This is a genomic window from Streptomyces glaucescens (genome assembly GCF_002154375.1).
Classification (GTDB): Bacteria; Actinomycetota; Actinomycetes; order Streptomycetales; family Streptomycetaceae; genus Streptomyces; species Streptomyces glaucescens.
Genome location: NZ_MUND01000636.1, coordinates 1 through 15,681, shown reverse-complemented (window position 1 = coordinate 15,681; position 15,681 = coordinate 1). Strand labels below are relative to the sequence as shown.

The following is a 15,681-nucleotide window of genomic DNA, read 5'->3' as shown; positions in this document are numbered from 1 at the left end:
CCGTACTCGGACGTCGCGGTCCACGCGGGCGCGGTGCACGCGCCGGGCGTCGGGGTCGGGGTGGGGGTCGGGTTGGTCGGGTCCGGGGTCGGCGAGGTGCCCGAGCCGGGCTCCACCAGCGTGGTGCCGCGCGCCAGGTCCCCGGCGAGCGCGTAGGTCGTGCCCGCGATGTTCACCGTCCAGTTCCACGGGGTGGACACCGGCAGGTAGTAGTTGAAGGACAGCTCCACGGACGCGCCGGGCGCCAGCGACTGCCAGGCGGGGAGCTTCAGCGAGACCCGGTGGAAGTCGCCCTTCAGGCCGCCCACGTTGTTGCCCGTGTGGTCGCTGCTGATCACCTTGGTGCCGAAGCCGGACTGGTCGGAGGCGTTGGCGGGGGCCGCGGTGGAGTAGTCGAACTGGAACTCCGTGCCGCCGGGCAGGGTCGTCTTCGTGTTGTTGGTGATCTTCACCTTCGGGGTGATCGGGTAGTTGGAGTCGCCGAGCTTGAACTCGCCGAACTCCACACCGATGTTCACCGCCTTGGCGGGCAGCGCCTTGTTGGAGACCTTCGCGCCGTAGGGGGAGGCGGACTTGAACTTCTCGTACATCAGGGAGGTGAGCGTGTCACCCGTCTCGTACTGGCCCTTGGCCGCGTTCCAGTCGTAGTCGCCCGCCAGCTCCCACACCATCGTGCCGCCGATGCCGCGGTCCACGACGTAGTCCGCCTTGGCGGCCACCGACTGCTCGTCCTCGGTGGAGAGGAAGACCTTCTTCTCGGCGTTCCACAGCCACGGCGCCACCAGCGTGGCGTCGTACTTGCGGGCGTAGGTGCCGGTGAGCTTGGTGCCGGCGGGGAAGCCGTACTTGGTCACGTAGTCCCCGACGATGCCCTTCTCCAGGTTCTTGGCGTGCCACATCGGGTTCGAACCGGCCGGGGACTCCTTGCCGTTGTCGTCCTTGTCGTGCCACAGGTTGTCGATGCCGACCGCGCCGTCACCGCACTTGGTCAGGCCGGAGCCGGCCGGGCAGGTGGTGGCCGCCGCCTTGCCCCACAGGCCGTCCGTGCCGCCCTGGACGTTCTTGTGGCCGCGCGTGTAGTAGGGCAGGCCGATGTTGATGCGGCCGGCCGGCATGGACCCGCGGAAGTAGTGGTAGGCCCAGTCGGTGTTGAGGTAGCCGATGCCGCCGTACTGCTGGCTGCCGTAGACGTTCGCCGCGGCCAGCTCGGCGTCCTTGCCGTCGTCGAAGAGGGAGGCGTTCGGGCCGACGTACTCGTTCCAGGCGCCGTGCAGGTCGTACGACATGATGTTGACGTAGTCCAGGTACCTCTGGACCTGGAAGGTCTCCATGCCGCGCAGCAGGTAGCCGGAGGAGGGGGCCGCGACCGACAGCAGGTAGTGCTTGCCGTCCGCCGCGCCCGCGCGGTCCAGCTTCTCCCGCAGGGTCTTCATCAGCGCCGCGTAGCCCTTGACCAGACCGGCCCGGCGGGCGTTGGCGAAGGACCAGTCGAGGGGGTTGCCCGCGTCCTTCATGGTGGTCGGGTACTCGTAGTCGATGTCGACGCCGTTGAAGCCGTACTTCCGGATGAAGGAGACCGCGGAGTCCGCGAAGGTGTCGATGCCGGCCTGGTTGACCGAGCCGTCGGCGTTGGTGGCCATCGAGTAGAAGCCGCCGGAGTTGACGCGCTTGCCGCTGTCGTCGAAGTAGCCGCCGGTCTCCGCCCAGCCGCCCACCGAGATCAGCGTCTTCACGTCCGGGTGCTGCTTCTTGAACTTGTTCAGCAGGTTGAAGTGGCCCTTGTAGGGCAGCGCCGGGTCCATCTCCGCGCCGGCGACCCCGGGCCAGGTCATGCCGGTGGCGGGGTTGGCGGGGCCGTCCGTGCCCACGGAGATCTTGTTGCCGCCGTCGATGTGGGCGAAGGCGTAGTTGAGGTGGGTGACCTTGTCCCAGGGGATGTCGGAGGCCAGATAGGCGGGCGTGCCGTCCTTGCCGGTGCGCCATCCGGTGAAGTAGCCGATCACCCGGCGCTGGTGGTCGGCGCCCATCTTCTCCCGGCCCTCGGTGTCGTAGACCGAGCAGTAGGGGACGTCGACACCGGGGGTCTTGTGGAGGCCGTCGGGGCGACAGGACTCCTGGTCGGCGGCGTGCGAGACGGTCGCCGGGAGGCCGGCGAGCAGCAGGCCCGCGACGGCTCCGGCGGCCGCGAGCAGGGCGGGTCTGGCCCGGTGAGGCGAGGGGGACAGCACAGTCGGTTCCTCTCCACGGAAGTTGCGCAGACAGTAGAGAGGACTAGACCAGTAGGTCAATAGGTATGGACCAATCAAGAGGGGGTGCGCGCCGGGGAGTTGGCACGCTCGGGGAGGGTCCGGGCACACTCTGTGAGCCACCCCACACCGCTCGCCCGTATGGATGCCGATCAGGCGTGGCACACTGGCCCTGTACCAGAAGCAGCGCACTCCGGGGTCGGTGAAAGTCCGAACCGGCGGTTACAGTCCGCGACCCGGTCGCCTCCAGCGACCGGTTGACCAGGTGAAATTCCTGGACCGACGGTTAAAGTCCGGATGGGAGGCAGTGCGCGGCGGGCAGGCATGCGTGCGTGTCGCCGTATCGGCTCGTTCCTTCGGGGACGGGTATCGGAGTCGTCCCCTCGGGGCGGGTCCCGTCGGCGTCGCTCCCGGTGTGCTGGTCCGTACATTCTGTCGTCATCGACAGCCCCGGAGTCCGTGCCCGAAGAGGCAGGAGGACCCGGGAAGTGTTCACCGGAATCGTCGAAGAGCTGGGCGAGGTCACCGCCGTCGAGGACCTCGACGACGCCTGTCGCTTCCGCCTGCGCGGCCCCGTCGTCACCGAGGGCGCGAAACACGGCGACTCCATCGCCGTCAACGGCGTCTGCCTCACGGTCGTCGACCACGAGGGCGACGAGTTCACCGCCGACGTCATGGCCGAGACCCTCAAGCGCTCCAGCCTGGGCGCCCTCTCCGTCGGCTCGCGCGTCAACCTCGAACGGCCCACCGCCGTCGGCGACCGCCTCGGCGGCCACATCGTGCAGGGCCACGTCGACGGCACCGGCACCGTCCTGGAGCGGATCCCCTCCGAGCACTGGGAGATCGTCAAGATCTCCCTCCCCGCCGACCTCGCCCGGTACGTCGTCGAGAAGGGCTCCATCACCGTCGACGGCATCAGCCTCACGGTCGTCGAGGCGGGACCCGAGCACTTCACGGTGAGCCTCATCCCGACCACCCTGGCCCTGACCACGCTCGGCATCAAGCAGCCCGGCGACCCGGTCAACCTCGAGGTGGACGTCATCGCCAAGTACGTCGAGCGGCTGCTCGGCACCCGGGGGGCCGCGCAGTGAACTGGCTCAACTCCGAGGCGTTCACCCTCTTCGGCCAGCGCATCCTCTGGTCGGACATGGTCGGCAACATCTTCGGCCTGGCCGCCCTCGCCCTCGGCTGGCGGCGCTCCCTGTGGACCTGGCCGGTGCAGTTCCTCTCCGGCGTCATCCTCTTCGCGGCCTTCTACGGCCACCTCACCGGCAGCGCCGGCAAGCAGGTCGTCGTGATGGTCGTCGCCCTTTGGGGCTGGTGGCAGTGGAACCGCGGCAAGGGCCGCTCGGACGACGGCCAGATCTCCGTGCGGTTCGCCACCTGGGGCGAGCGCGCCGCGATGCTCGGTGCCGCCGCCCTCGGCACGGTCGCCGTCGCCCTGTTCTTCAAGGCCAACCCCACCCTGTCCTGGGACCCCTGGCCCGACGCCTACATCTTCGTCGGCACCATCGTCGCGATGTACGCCCAGGCGCGCGGCATGGTCGAGTTCTGGTTCGCCTGGCTGCTCGTCGACCTGGTCGGCGTGCCCCTCAACTTCGCCAACGGCTACGCCTTCTCCGGCTTCGTCTACGTCATCTACGGCGCGCTCGTCCTGTGGGGCCTGCGCGACTGGTGGCTGCGCTCCCGCCGGTCGGGGCAGCCCGTCCTGGAAGGAGCCCCGGCATGACCACGGCCCCCCTGCTCCACGGCACCGACGGCGTCGAGGACCTCGCCCTCGACCCGATCGAACAGGCCATCGCCGACATCGCGGCCGGCCGCCCGGTCGTGGTCGTCGACGACGAGGACCGGGAGAACGAGGGCGACCTCGTCATCGCCGCAGAGAAGGCCACCCCCGAGATCGTCGCGTTCATGATGAGCGAGTGCCGCGGCCTGATCTGCGCCCCCATGGAGGGCGACGAACTGGACCGGCTCCAGCTCCCGCAGATGGTCGCGGACAACACCGAGTCGATGAAGACCGCGTTCACCGTCTCCGTCGACGCCTCCGGGGCGCACGGTGTGACCACCGGCATCTCGGCCGCCGACCGGGCCACCACCCTCCAGCTGCTGGCCGCAGGCACCGCCGAGCCGTCCGACTTCGTCCGCCCCGGCCACATCTTCCCGCTGCGCGCCCAGCCCGGCGGCGTCCTCACCCGCAACGGCCACACCGAGGCCGCCGTCGACCTCGCCCGGCTCGCGGGCCTGCGCCCGGCCGGCGCCATCGTGGAGATCGCCGGCGAGGACGGCCAGATGCTGCGGCTGCCCGAGCTGATCCCGTTCGCCCGCAAGCACGGCCTGACGATCATCTCCATCGAGGACCTGATCGCCTACCGCCGCAGCGCCGAACCCACCGTCCGCCGCGAGGCCGAGGTCCACCTGCCGACCCGGCACGGCACCTTCACCGCGTACGGCTACCGCTCCACCGTCGACGGCGTCGAGCACGTCGCCCTCGTCCACGGCGAGATCGGCGACGGCACGGACCTCCTGGTCCGGATGCACTCCGAATGCCTCACCGGCGACGTCTTCCACTCCCTGCGCTGCGACTGCGGCCCCCAGCTGGAGGCCTCCCTGGAGCGCATCCAGGCCGCGGGCCGGGGCGTCGTGGTCTACCTGCGCGGACACGAGGGCCGCGGTATCGGACTGCTGTCCAAGCTGCGCGCCTACGAGCTGCAGGAACGCGGGCGCGACACCCTCGACGCCAACCTGGAACTGGGCCTGCCCGCCGACGCCCGCGACTATGGCGCCGGCGCCCAGATCCTGGCGGACCTCGGCGTGCGCAGCGTCCGCCTGATGACCAACAACCCCGAGAAGTCCGACGCCCTCGCCCGCCACGGCATCCGGGTCGTCGAACGCGAGCCGATGCCCGTCACCGCGGGCGAGCACAACCTCCGCTACCTGCGCACCAAGCGGGACCGGATGGGCCACGACCTGCCCTGGCTGGACGGCCCCGCCGTGCCGGCCTCCGCGGCCACCTGTGGCGACCAGTAGGCGACCGGACAACACACCCGAGAAGGACCGAGGAGAGGCGAGAACGTGAGCGGCAAGGGCGCACCGGAGCTGTCCGTACGCAATGTGGGTGACCTGCGGGTCGCCGTCGTCGCGGCGCAGTGGCACGAGAAGGTGATGGACGGCCTGGTGGACGGCGCCCTGCGCGCCCTGCACGACCTGGGCATCGACGAGCCGACCCTGCTGCGGGTCCCCGGCAGCTGGGAGCTTCCGGTCGTCGCCAAGGTGCTCGCCGGGCGCGGCTACGACGCGATCGTGGCCCTCGGTGTCGTCATCCGCGGCGGCACCCCCCACTTCGACTACGTGTGCCAGGGCGTCACCCAGGGCCTCACCCAGGTCTCCGTCGACACCGGCGTCCCCGTCGGCTTCGGTCTGCTCACCTGTGACAACGAGGAGCAGGCCCTGGACCGGGCCGGCCTGGAGGGCTCCAGCGAGGACAAGGGGCACGAGGCGGTGACCGCGGCGGTCGCCACGGCGGCCACCCTGCGTTCAGTATCCGAACCCTGGCGGTAGGCGGACCGGCACAACGGCTAGGGTGGGACCACCATGTCCAAGAAGACGTTCGAGGAGCTCTTCACCGAGCTCCAGCACAAGGCCGCCCACGGCGATCCCGGCACTTCCCGCACCGCAGAGCTGGTCGAGAAGGGTGTCCATGCCATCGGCAAGAAGGTCGTCGAGGAGGCCGCCGAGGTCTGGATGGCCGCCGAGTACGAGGGCAAGGAGGCGGCCGCCGAGGAGATCTCGCAGCTGCTGTACCACGTCCAGGTGATGATGGTCGCCCGCGGGATCTCCCTGGACGACGTCTACGCCCACCTGTAACCGCCCGCCGTCACCGCCGTAGATACCCCCTTCACACAAAGGAAGCCGACCTCATGCTGCGCATCGCCGTTCCCAACAAGGGTTCACTCTCCGGCCCTGCGGCGGAGATGCTGCATGAGGCCGGCTACCAGCAGCGCCGCGAGTCCAAGGAACTGCGGATCGTCGACCCGGAGAACGAGGTCGAGTTCTTCTACCTCCGCCCCCGCGACATCGCGATCTACGTCTCCTCCGGCCGCCTCGACATCGGCATCACCGGCCGCGACCTGCTGATCGACTCCGGCGCCAACGCCGAGGAGATCCTGCCCCTCGGCTTCGCCCGCTCCACCTTCCGCTTCGCTGCCAAGCCGGGCACCGCCGACGGCGTCGCGGACCTCGAGGGCCGCACGGTCGCCACCTCCTACGAGGGGATCGTCGCCAAGCACCTCGCCGACCACGGCGTCGACGCCTCCGTCGTCCACCTGGACGGCGCCGTCGAGACCGCGATCGAGCTGGGCGTCGCCGAGGTCATCGCCGACGTCGTGGAGACCGGCACCAGCCTGCGCAACGCGGGCCTGGAGGTCTTCGGCGAGCCGATCATGAAGTCCGAGGCGATCGTCGTCCGCCGCACCGGCGCCGACGCCGAGGAACCCAAGGTGCAGCAGTTCCTGCGCCGCCTCCAGGGCGTCCTGGTCGCCCGGACGTACGTGATGATGGACTACGACTGCCGGGTCGAGCAGCTGGAGAAGGCCGTCGCCCTCACCCCGGGCCTGGAGTCGCCGACCATCTCGCCGCTGCACAACGAGGGCTGGGTCGCCGTCCGCGCCATGGTGCCCGCCAAGGACGCCCAGCGGATCATGGACGACCTGTACTCCATCGGGGCGCGGGCCATCCTGACGACGGCCATCCACGCCTGCCGGCTCTGAGAGGGGGCGGCGCACCATGTCGGAACCCGTACCTCTCCCGTCGCTTCCGGTCACCTTCCGGCCCACCCGGACCCGGGCCGTCCTGCTCACCGCCGCCGCCGCGATCTTCGTCACGGTGTCGCTGGTCGCGCTGCTTCTGGAGCGCCTCAGCCCGGCCGAGAAGCTGAGCTTCGTCTTCACTGCCGCCCTGCTGGCCTGGGTGCTGCTGCGGCTGGCGCGCCCCAAGGTCGTCGCCGAGGAGTCCGGCGTGACCGTGGTCAACTTCGGCAGCGTCCGCCGTCTGGAATGGGCGGAGATCGTCCAGGTCAACCTGAGGGTCGGTGACCCCTGGGCGTTCCTCGACCTCAGCGACGGCACCAGCCTGGCCGCCATCGGCATCCAGCCGGGCATCGCCAAGGAGCAGGCCATCGCCCAGGCCCGCACCCTGAGGGACCTGGTGGAGGCCCGCACCGGGGAAACCCAGGGCTGACCCGGGGGCACGTCCGGGGTGCTCACCCTGCCACGCGACCCCGTGTCTTGATTAATCTGTTGGGCGGAGGAGCGATGTCCCGCGCCTCCGCCCCTGTCGTGCCTCCCGGCGCACAGGGGTTCCTGCTACCCGAGGAGTGACCCCCTCCGGCGATGGACGGATCGTCCTGCAGTACCTGCGCCGCCCCCTGCCGACATAGCGCGGACCGCGTGTCCGAGGTCCGCGCCCGTGCGGAGGCGGCGGCATCATGAGCATCCCCCTGCTGCTCCTGGCAGCCGCGTTCCTGCTGATTCTCGCCAACGGATTCTTCGTGGCGGCGGAGTTCGGCCTGGTGACGGTCGAGCGCCCCGAGGCGGAGAAGGCCGCCGCCGAGGGCGACCGACGGGCCGTCCGGGTCGTCGCGTCCCTCAAGGAGCTGTCCTTCCAGCTCTCCGGCACCCAGCTCGGCATCACCATCACCTCCCTGATCGTCGGCATGCTCGCCCAGCCGGCCCTCGCCCAGCTGCTCGACGGGCCGCTCACGGCCGTCGGCGTCCCCGAGGGCGCGGTGTCCGGAGTGGCCGTCGTCGTCGGCATGCTGCTGGCCTCCGCCGTGCAGATGGTCGTCGGCGAACTGGTCCCCAAGAACTGGGCGGTGTCCCGCCCGATGCAGGTCGCGCGGTTCGTCGCCGGCCCGCAGCATGCCTTCGCCCGCCTGTTCCGCCCGGTCATCGCCGGGCTGAACGGCGTCGCCAACCGGCTTGTCCGCGCCCTGGGCTTCGAGCCCGCCGAAGAGCTGGCCTCCGCCCGCACCCCCGGCGAACTCGTCTCCCTCGCCCGGCACTCCGCGCAGGCCGGCGCCCTGGAACAGGACACCGCGGACCTCTTCGTGCGCACCCTGTCCCTCGGCGAGCTGACCGCCCAGCACGTGATGACCCCGCGCGTGAAGGTCAGCGCCCTCCAGTCGTCGGCGACCGCCGAGGACGTGGTCAACCTGACCCGGGCCACCGGCCTGTCCCGCTTCCCCGTCTACCGGGAGCGGATCGACGAGGTCGTCGGCATGGTCCACCTCAAGGACGCCCTCGCGATACCCGCCCACGAGCGGCTGCGCACCCCCGTCTCGCGGATCGCCCGCCCGGCGCTGCTCGTCCCCGAGACCCTGCCCGTCCGGCCGCTGCTGGCCCGGCTGCGCAGCGAGCAGCCGATCGCGGTGGTCGTCGACGAGTACGGCGGCACGGCCGGGGTCGTCACCCTGGAGGACATCGTCGAGGAGATCGTCGGCGAGGTCCGCGACGAGCACGACGGGCACGACACACCGGAACTCGCGCCCGCCCCGCCGGAGGACGGCCGGCCCGCCTGGGACGTCGACGGCAGCTGCCGGGTCGACACCCTGCTCCAAATCGGCCTGGACGTGCCGGAGGGGCCGTACGAGACGGTCGCCGGGCTCGTCGCCGACCTGCTCGGCCGGATCCCGGCCGTCGGCGACCGGGCGGAACTGCCCGGCTGGCGGCTCGCCGTACGCCAGGTCGGCCACTACCGCGCGGAACGCGTCCGCCTGGTGCGCACCGCCCCCGTACCGGAGGCCGCTCGATGAGCCTGCTCCAACTGCTCTTCGCCGCGCTGCTCGTGCTCGCCAACGGCTTCTTCGTCGGCGCCGAGTTCGCGCTGGTCTCGGTCCGCCGCAGCCAGATCGAACCGCTCGGCACCGCCCGCGCCCGCCAGGTGCTGTACGGCCTGGAACGGCTGCCGCAGATGATGGCCGCCGCGCAGTTCGGCATCACCGTCTGCTCGCTGACGCTGGGCGCGGTCGCCGAACCGACGGTCGCGCATCTGCTGGAGCCGTTCTTCGCCTGGATCCATCTGCCGCACGCGATGATCCACCCGCTGGGGTACGTCATCGCGCTGGCCACCGTCGTCTTCTTCCACCTCGTCATCGGCGAGATGGTCCCGAAGAACCTGGCGATGGCCGCCCCGGAGAAGGCCGCGCTGTGGCTCAGCCCCGGCCTGGTCACGTTCGCCCGGCTGTGCCGGCCGATCACCGTGGCCCTCGGCGCGTGCGCCCAGGGCGTGCTGCGGCTCTTCCGGGTCGAGCCCAAGGACGAGGTCGAGGCCGTCTTCACCAGCGAGCAGCTCAACCGGCTGGTGGAGGACTCCGGTCAGGCCGGACTGCTCGACCCCGAGGAGGCCGAACGCCTGGAGGACGCGCTGGAGCTGGGCTCCCGCCCGGTGACGGACGTCCTGCTGAAGCGGGAGTCGCTGGTCACGGTACCCCCGTCGGTCACACCCGGGCAGATCGTCGAGCTGACCGGGCGCACCGGCTACTCCCGCTTCCCCGTGGCCGCGGACGGCGGCGCCTTCATGGGCTATCTCCACGTCAAGGACGTCCTCGACGTGGAGGACTCCGACCGTGCGGTGCCGCAGCACCTGTGGCGGCCGATGACGACACTGCGCCCCGAGCTGCCCCTCGACGACGCCCTCACCGTCATGCGCCGCGCCGCCACCCACCTGGCGCAGGTGGCCGACGCCTCCGGCCGGGTGCTGGGTCTGGTGGCCCTGGAGGACGTCCTGGAACTGCTGGTCGGGGAGGTCCGCGACCCGGCCCACCGGGAGCCCGCGCCGACCGTGTCGGAGCGCCGCTCGGGCGAGGAGGTCCTGACGGCCTGACGACCGGGACACCGAGGGCACCGGCGACGCCCAGGGTTACCCGGGACGCCGTGGACCGGGACACCGAGGGCCCCGGCGACGCCGAGGGACACCCGGGACGCCCAGGCCGCGGGATCCGTCACAACGCAGACGGATCCTGCGGCCCCCGCCCCGACAGCACCTCTCCGTACGCCTGCATCAGGTCCGGCAGCCGCAGGGTCGCCAGGTCGTCGCGGGTCAGCGTGCCCGGATACGCCGACAGCCGCAGATCGCGGTACGCGCAGCTCTTCTCGTACAGCGTGCGCAGGAACCGGCCGTTGCCCAGCTCGTCGATCCAGCCCTGGTCGACCACGTGCCCGGCGATCGACCGCAGCTCCTCCAGCGACTCCTCGTCCCACACGTCGCCGTTCTCCGCGGCCAGCACCTCGCCGATCGCGGTCAGCTCCAGCGGGCGGTACGAGGGGAAGTCGACGCGGGTGGTGAAGCGCGAGGACAGGCCGGGGTTGGCGGCCAGCAGCCGGTCCATGCCCTCCGGGTAGCCCGCGAGGATCACCACCAGGTGATCGCGATTGTCCTCCGCCCGCTTCAGCAGCACCTGCAATGCCTCGTCGCCGTAGGCGTCGCCCTTGCCGTAGCCGGAGTTGGACAGCGAGTACGCCTCGTCGACGAAGAGCACGCCGCCGAGCGCGGAGTCGATCAGTTCGTTGGCCTTCACGGCCGTCTGGCCCAGATACTCGCCGACCAGATCGGCCCGCTGCGCCTCCACCAGGTGGTCGCCGCCGAGCAGGCCGAGCGCGTAGAAGACCCGGCCGAGGATCCGGGCCACGGTGGTCTTGCCGGTGCCGGAGGGGCCGGAGAAGACGAAGTGCCGCTTGGGCGGCTGGACGGGCAGCCCCTGCCCGGCGCGCAGCCGGGCCATGTTCAGCTGCGCGGAGAGGGCCTTGACCTGGCGTTTGACCGGCTCCAGTCCCACCATGCGCTCCAGTTCGGCGAGCGCCTCCTCGAGTAAGTCGGGGTCGGTGGGCCCGGCGGGCAGCGGCTGCACCGGCGGGATCTTCTCGCGCACCGCGGGGTCGATCTCCGACGGCAGCGGCCCGGCGGGCGGCGGGGGCCCGGGGTCGGACAGCTTCAGGTTCCGGTCCTCGAGGCCGTAGAGCGGGTCCAGCCCGTCGGCGCCGTCGAGGCCGTCGGGACCGCAGCCGGCGAGACTGAGCGCGGTGAGGCCGTCGGCGTCGTCGTACCCGTCGCCCTCGGCGATCGCGGCCAGCCGCGCGGAGGTGTCCATGAAGGCGGGGTCGACGCGGTGCACCGCCCGGTACAGGGGGAGGGCCGCGGCCGAGCGGCCGGTGCCCTCGTGCGCCCGCGCCAGCCAGTACCGCAGCTCCTTGCGCTGCGGCTGTTCGCTGCGGCAGCGCATCAGCGCGGCGGAGAGCAGGGGCTCGGCCTGGCCGTACATCTCCAGGCGCACCCGGGCCATGCCGCCGAACAGGCCGGCCTCGATGCCGAGCAGGGGATCGTCGAGCAGCGGGTCGGTGTGCCGGACCAGCTGTTCCCAGTCCTTGACCAGATAGGCCCGGCAGGCGTGCAGGAAGCGCACCTGCGGGTCGGTGTCGACGGGCGGCAGTCCGGCCAGGGCCCGGTCCAGCTCCGGGACGTGGCGGCCGTCCAGCCAGTGCGAGGCGTGGGCGAGCAGCAGGTCGCGGGGGCTCTCCAGCACCGGCTGCACCCACCAGCCCAGCCAGTACCAGGAGTTGAGGGTGCGCCGGTGGCGGGCGCGCTGCTCGCCGAAGCGGTCACGGTGGCGGAACATCCGCAGCAGCGCGGTGGTGGTGTCGACGCGCAGCGCGTGCAGTCCGAGCCAGCCGTCGGCCATGCCCGGGTCCAGCCGCACCGCGGTCCGGAACTCCTCCTCCGCCTGCGGGTAGGCACCCATGGTGTAGGCGTCCACGCCTCGCAGCCAGGCCAGGTCGGCCGGGGCCTCGGGTCCCTGCGCGGCGAAGTCCATCCCGTCCCCCCACAAACCGTGCCCCCGCTGGTCTAACCGCTGTGCAGCGGACCGGAGTTGCGACTGTGGGCATCGTACCCGCGGGCCGGGTGCCGCCGAAGGGTGCCGCAGGGGGCGTTTGGCGAGGTGGGGGCGGACAGGGGCGCACGGCGCATGGTGACCGAGGGTGAGCGGAGAGTGCCGCGCGGCGCCCGGAAGAGGTGTCCGGAGGCAGAACGAAGCCCCCGGTCACGGGGGAACAACCGGGGGCTTCGCGTCTTCGGGCGGCTCCGTTTGGCCGCACATTGAGAACGTAAGTCCTGTACGGCCCCCCGGTCAAGCCGAGTTGGGGGAGTCGGCCGAGTTCGCACGCAAGGGCCTTCACAGGTTCACCACATCGAAGACGGTCCATCACTCAGCGTCACCTGATGGTCCCCGTCGGGCCGTCCCAGAGGTCCCACCAGTACCTCGTATCCCTCTGTCACCTGGCGCACCAGAAGGTCGGCGTACCGGCGAGAGGGGTCGGCGGCGAAATGCCGCCGTTCGGCGGGAACCCACCCGTCCCAGAACTCCCGCTGCTCCTCCCCGTCCCGGGAGCGACCCCGTGCCCAGGACTCCTCGGACGGCAGCTCCATCCACAGCAGGTGCGCCAGATACGGCCGCAGCGCTCGGCGGCCCGCGCCCACGCCCTCCACGAGGACCACCGGCGCCGGCGGCAGCGGCCGGGGCGGCCCGAAGCGGCGGGCCCGCCAGTCGTAGGGCGCGTACCGGGCGGTGGTGCCCTCCCGCAGCGGCTCGATCACCTGGTCCAGCAGCCGGCCGGTCCAGTCGAACAGTTCCTCGTGGCTGGCGATGTCGTCCAGATGCAGCACCGGCGCCCCGCCGAGCGCGGCGGCCAGCTCCGCGGCGAAGGTGGACTTCCCGGAGCCCGCGTGCCCGTCGACGGCGACGAGGCGGACCGGACCGCAGGACGGGGAGAGGCGGCGGAGCGTACGGGCGAGGCCGTTCAGGGGGTGGGACACGTGCCCATCATGCCGCGCGGCGCCCCCGTCAGCGGTCTCGACCAATGTTGGTGGGCGCGGCATGCCCCGAAGTGCTGGCAGGGCGGTCCGCTCGCGTCCATAGTGGCGCACACACGACCGCACACAGCCGTGCAAGGATCTGCCCGTCTCGCACCCCTGGGAGTCAAGCGCCCATGAGCAGAGCCGAACAGCCGTCCCGCAGAACCGTCCTGGCCGCCGCGGTCGCCGCCGCGGTCACCGGCGGCGCGGGGACGGCCCTGGCCGACAGCGCGACGATCGCCGGCGGGGCCGGCGCCGCGGCTTCGGCCCGCACCATCGACAACCGCGCCTGGACGACGTACACCGACTGGCGCTCCGGCAGCGCGAAGGGCGCCCGGGCCGTCGCGGGCGCCCGGCCCGGCCTGGTGATCGCCTCGCCCGTCGGCACCCTCGACTACCCGGACCCGCACACCGGCAGGACCTCCCGCTGGGAGTACGCCACCTGGACCTCGCCCGTCCACCGGCTCGCCGTCCCCGCCACCGAGGTGATCCCGTCCTGGAACGCGCACACCCCGGACGGCACCTGGCTCCAGATCGAACTCAAGGGCACCTACTCCGACGGCACCGACACCCCCTGGTACGTCATGGGCCGCTGGGCGGCCGGCGACGGGGACATCCGGCGGACCTCGGTCGACGACCAGGGCGACGGCAGGAGCAGCGTCTGGACGGACACCTTCGCCGTCGACGACCCGGCCTCCGGGCTGCGCCTGAAGTCCTACCGGCTGCGCCTGACCCTGTACCGGCGGCCGGGCACCCGGCTCACCCCGACCGTGTGGCGGACCGGCGCCATGGGCTCCGACGTGCCGGACCGCTTCACCGTCCCCGCCTCCGTGCCCGGTCTCGCCCAGGAGCTGGCCGTTCCGCGCTACTCCCAGGAGATCCACGTCGGCCAGTACCCCGAGTACGACAACGGCGGCGAGGCCTGGTGCAGCCCCACCTCCTCGCAGATGATCATCGAGTACTGGGGCGGCCGGCTCACCGAGGAGCAGCTGTCCTGGGTCGACCCGGACTACGCCGACCCGCAGGTCTGCCACGCCGCCCGGTACACCTACGACCACCAGTACGCGGGCTGCGGCAACTGGCCCTTCAACGCCGCCTACGCCGCCACCTTCAAGGGCCTGCAGGGCGTGGTCACCCGGCTCGGTTCCCTGACCGACCTGGAGACCCTGATCGCCGCCGGCATCCCGGCCATCACGTCCCAGTCCTTCCGCAAGGAGGAGCTGACCGGCGCGGGCTACGGCACCGCCGGCCATCTGATGACCGTGATCGGCTTCACCGCCGAGGGCGACGTGATCGCCAACGACCCGGCCTCCCCGAGCAACGACGCGGTGCGCCGGGTCTACAGGCGCCGTGAGTTCGAGAACATCTGGCTCAGGACCAAGCGGTACAACGCCTCCGGAAAGGTCGTCTCCGGCACCGGCGGCGTCTGCTACCTCTACTTCCCGGCCCGGCCGACCCCGCGGCAGCGGGCGGCGCTCGCGGCCGTCGGGGTGCGCTGAGCCTCCGCGCGCGGCCGGGGCTGTGAGCAAGGTCTCGGCCGCAAACGGCGCGGGCGGTGGCAAGGTGGACAGACCGGTGCGGATCGCTCCCCGGCTCCCGGGGGCGGCCCCGCACGTCCACCGCACGCACGAGACCAGTGAGAAGCACATGACCGCCACCTCGCTCACCGCCGCCCGCGTCCGCACCGGCGGCCCCAAGGACGACGGCCCGAAGATCGTCGAGCACGCCATGGGCTGGGTCCTCGTGGCCGTCGTCGCGATGCTCGTCACCCAGCTCGGCCTGCTCTGAGCCGCCCGGCGAGCGGGTGAGCCGTACCACCGCACCGCTGTGACCTGACGCATATCCGACCGGCCCGACCTGCCATACTGCGGATGTCCCGCCGCCCCTTGGAACCAGGGTCGAAAGTGAAGATCAGTGAACAGCGCGACGCCGCTCGTCCCCGGCCGCGCGGAACCGAGCGCTCCCACGCGCGCCGCGCCGAACTCATCGCCATCGGGCGGAAGTTGTTCGCCGACACGTCCTACGACGCGCTGTCGATGGACGACATCGCCCGCCAGGCCCACGTCGCCAAGGGACTGATCTACTACTACTTCCGGTCCAAGCGCGGCTACTACCTGGCGATCGTCCAGGACTCCGTCGCCGACCTGGTCACCTTCGCGTCGAAGGGCCTCGGACTGCCCGCGCGCGACCGGGTGGAGCGCACCGTCGACGGCTATCTGAGCTACGCCGAGCACAACCAGGCCGCGTACCGCACCATCGTCAGCGGCGGCGTCGGCTTCGACACCGAGGTGCAGGCCATCCGGGACGGGGTGCGCGAGGCGATCGTCGCGACCATCGCCGAAGGGGCGTACGGCCGCCGGGAGATCACCCCGCTGGCGCGGATGGGGCTGCTCGGCTGGGTGTGCGGCGTCGAGGGGGCCACCCTGGACTGGATCGACCGCCCCGGCCTGTCCCGCGATGTCATGCGGGAACTGCTGGTGAGGACGCTCGGCGGCGCCATGCGGGCCATCGAGGAACTGGACCCCGCCCACCC

Annotated in this window: 15 protein-coding genes and 1 riboswitch; of the genes, 12 read left to right on the top strand and 3 right to left on the bottom strand. The window is 71.6% G+C overall.

The features are described 5' to 3' along the window. On the bottom strand, positions 1 to 2,228 hold a 2,228-nt coding region (locus tag CCN42_RS33735; RefSeq protein ID WP_086741245.1), incomplete at its 3' end, for a chitinase C-terminal domain-containing protein. Positions 2,229 to 2,430: 202 nt separating this feature from the next. Beyond that, positions 2,431 to 2,561: riboswitch (FMN riboswitch) on the top strand. Between the two features lie 173 nt (positions 2,562 to 2,734). On the opposite strand from CCN42_RS33735, the gene CCN42_RS33730 reads away from it, so the two are divergent. The 9 genes from CCN42_RS33730 to CCN42_RS33690 all read left to right on the top strand — a co-directional run bounded on the left by CCN42_RS33730 (position 2,735) and on the right by CCN42_RS33690 (position 10,124). Next, positions 2,735 to 3,337, top strand: a complete 603-nt coding sequence (locus tag CCN42_RS33730) for a riboflavin synthase (protein ID WP_086741244.1) — start codon at positions 2,735 to 2,737, stop codon at positions 3,335 to 3,337. Then, a complete protein-coding gene (locus tag CCN42_RS33725; RefSeq protein WP_086741243.1) occupies positions 3,334 to 3,975 on the top strand; it encodes a nicotinamide mononucleotide transporter family protein in 642 nt (213 codons plus the stop codon). The genes CCN42_RS33730 and CCN42_RS33725 overlap by 4 nt, the downstream gene beginning before the upstream one ends. Beyond that, positions 3,972 to 5,273, top strand: a complete 1,302-nt coding sequence (locus CCN42_RS33720; RefSeq protein ID WP_086741242.1) for a bifunctional 3,4-dihydroxy-2-butanone-4-phosphate synthase/GTP cyclohydrolase II — start codon at positions 3,972 to 3,974, stop codon at positions 5,271 to 5,273. Before CCN42_RS33725 ends, CCN42_RS33720 begins: the two co-directional genes overlap by 4 nt. Before the next feature lie 45 nt (positions 5,274 to 5,318). Beyond that, entirely contained in the window at positions 5,319 to 5,804 is a 486-nt protein-coding gene (gene ribH, locus CCN42_RS33715) for a 6,7-dimethyl-8-ribityllumazine synthase (protein ID WP_086171095.1), read from the top strand. Between the two features lie 33 nt (positions 5,805 to 5,837). Next, positions 5,838 to 6,110 carry a phosphoribosyl-ATP diphosphatase gene (locus tag CCN42_RS33710; RefSeq protein WP_086741241.1) on the top strand — a complete coding sequence of 91 codons (273 nt, stop codon included), beginning with the start codon at positions 5,838 to 5,840 and terminating at the stop codon, positions 6,108 to 6,110. A 53-nt stretch (positions 6,111 to 6,163) separates the two neighbouring features. After that, positions 6,164 to 7,012 (top strand): ATP phosphoribosyltransferase, encoded by an 849-nt coding sequence (gene hisG / locus CCN42_RS33705; protein ID WP_086171096.1) that lies wholly within the window; start codon positions 6,164 to 6,166, stop codon positions 7,010 to 7,012. Positions 7,013 to 7,028: 16 nt separating this feature from the next. Further along, on the top strand, positions 7,029 to 7,481 hold the full coding sequence (locus CCN42_RS33700; protein ID WP_086741240.1) for a PH domain-containing protein: 453 nt from the start codon (positions 7,029 to 7,031) through the stop codon (positions 7,479 to 7,481). A 247-nt stretch (positions 7,482 to 7,728) separates the two neighbouring features. Further along, positions 7,729 to 9,054: a hemolysin family protein gene (locus CCN42_RS33695; RefSeq protein WP_086741239.1), complete on the top strand. Its 1,326-nt coding sequence runs from the start codon at positions 7,729 to 7,731 to the stop codon at positions 9,052 to 9,054. Then, a complete protein-coding gene (locus CCN42_RS33690; RefSeq protein ID WP_086741238.1) occupies positions 9,051 to 10,124 on the top strand; it encodes a hemolysin family protein in 1,074 nt (357 codons plus the stop codon). The genes CCN42_RS33695 and CCN42_RS33690 overlap by 4 nt, the downstream gene beginning before the upstream one ends. A gap of 118 nt (positions 10,125 to 10,242) precedes the next feature. Here the strand turns inward: CCN42_RS33690 and CCN42_RS33685 are convergent, their stop codons facing one another. Together CCN42_RS33685 and CCN42_RS33680 are read right to left on the bottom strand one after the other, a co-directional pair. Continuing rightward, positions 10,243 to 12,108, bottom strand: coding sequence for an AAA family ATPase (locus CCN42_RS33685; RefSeq protein ID WP_086741237.1), 1,866 nt, complete (start codon positions 12,106 to 12,108; stop codon positions 10,243 to 10,245). A 368-nt stretch (positions 12,109 to 12,476) separates the two neighbouring features. Next, a complete protein-coding gene (locus CCN42_RS33680) occupies positions 12,477 to 13,109 on the bottom strand; it encodes a uridine kinase family protein (protein ID WP_245877586.1) in 633 nt (210 codons plus the stop codon). A 173-nt stretch (positions 13,110 to 13,282) separates the two neighbouring features. On the opposite strand from CCN42_RS33680, the gene CCN42_RS33675 reads away from it, so the two are divergent. The 3 genes from CCN42_RS33675 to CCN42_RS33665 form a co-directional block, all read left to right on the top strand. After that, the gene (locus tag CCN42_RS33675) at positions 13,283 to 14,647 is read left to right on the top strand and encodes a peptidase C39 family protein (RefSeq protein ID WP_086741236.1); all 1,365 of its coding nucleotides are present in this window, start codon (positions 13,283 to 13,285) and stop codon (positions 14,645 to 14,647) included. Between the two features lie 76 nt (positions 14,648 to 14,723). After that, the gene (locus CCN42_RS41765; protein WP_339384451.1) at positions 14,724 to 14,936 is read left to right on the top strand and encodes an SCO1431 family membrane protein; all 213 of its coding nucleotides are present in this window, start codon (positions 14,724 to 14,726) and stop codon (positions 14,934 to 14,936) included. Between the two features lie 116 nt (positions 14,937 to 15,052). Next, on the top strand, positions 15,053 to 15,681 hold a 629-nt coding region (locus tag CCN42_RS33665), incomplete at its 3' end, for a TetR/AcrR family transcriptional regulator (RefSeq protein WP_107427684.1).

Coding starts and splice junctions, on each gene's coding strand:
- CCN42_RS33710 (WP_086741241.1), top strand. CDS start 5,838: ATGTCCAAGAAGACGTTCGAGGAGCTCTTCACCGAGCTCCAGCACAAG.
- CCN42_RS33690 (WP_086741238.1), top strand. CDS start 9,051: ATGAGCCTGCTCCAACTGCTCTTCGCCGCGCTGCTCGTGCTCGCCAAC.
- CCN42_RS33685 (WP_086741237.1), bottom strand. CDS start 12,108: ATGGACTTCGCCGCGCAGGGACCCGAGGCCCCGGCCGACCTGGCCTGG.
- hisG (WP_086171096.1), top strand. CDS start 6,164: ATGCTGCGCATCGCCGTTCCCAACAAGGGTTCACTCTCCGGCCCTGCG.
- CCN42_RS33700 (WP_086741240.1), top strand. CDS start 7,029: ATGTCGGAACCCGTACCTCTCCCGTCGCTTCCGGTCACCTTCCGGCCC.
- CCN42_RS33675 (WP_086741236.1), top strand. CDS start 13,283: ATGAGCAGAGCCGAACAGCCGTCCCGCAGAACCGTCCTGGCCGCCGCG.
- CCN42_RS33720 (WP_086741242.1), top strand. CDS start 3,972: ATGACCACGGCCCCCCTGCTCCACGGCACCGACGGCGTCGAGGACCTC.
- CCN42_RS33695 (WP_086741239.1), top strand. CDS start 7,729: ATGAGCATCCCCCTGCTGCTCCTGGCAGCCGCGTTCCTGCTGATTCTC.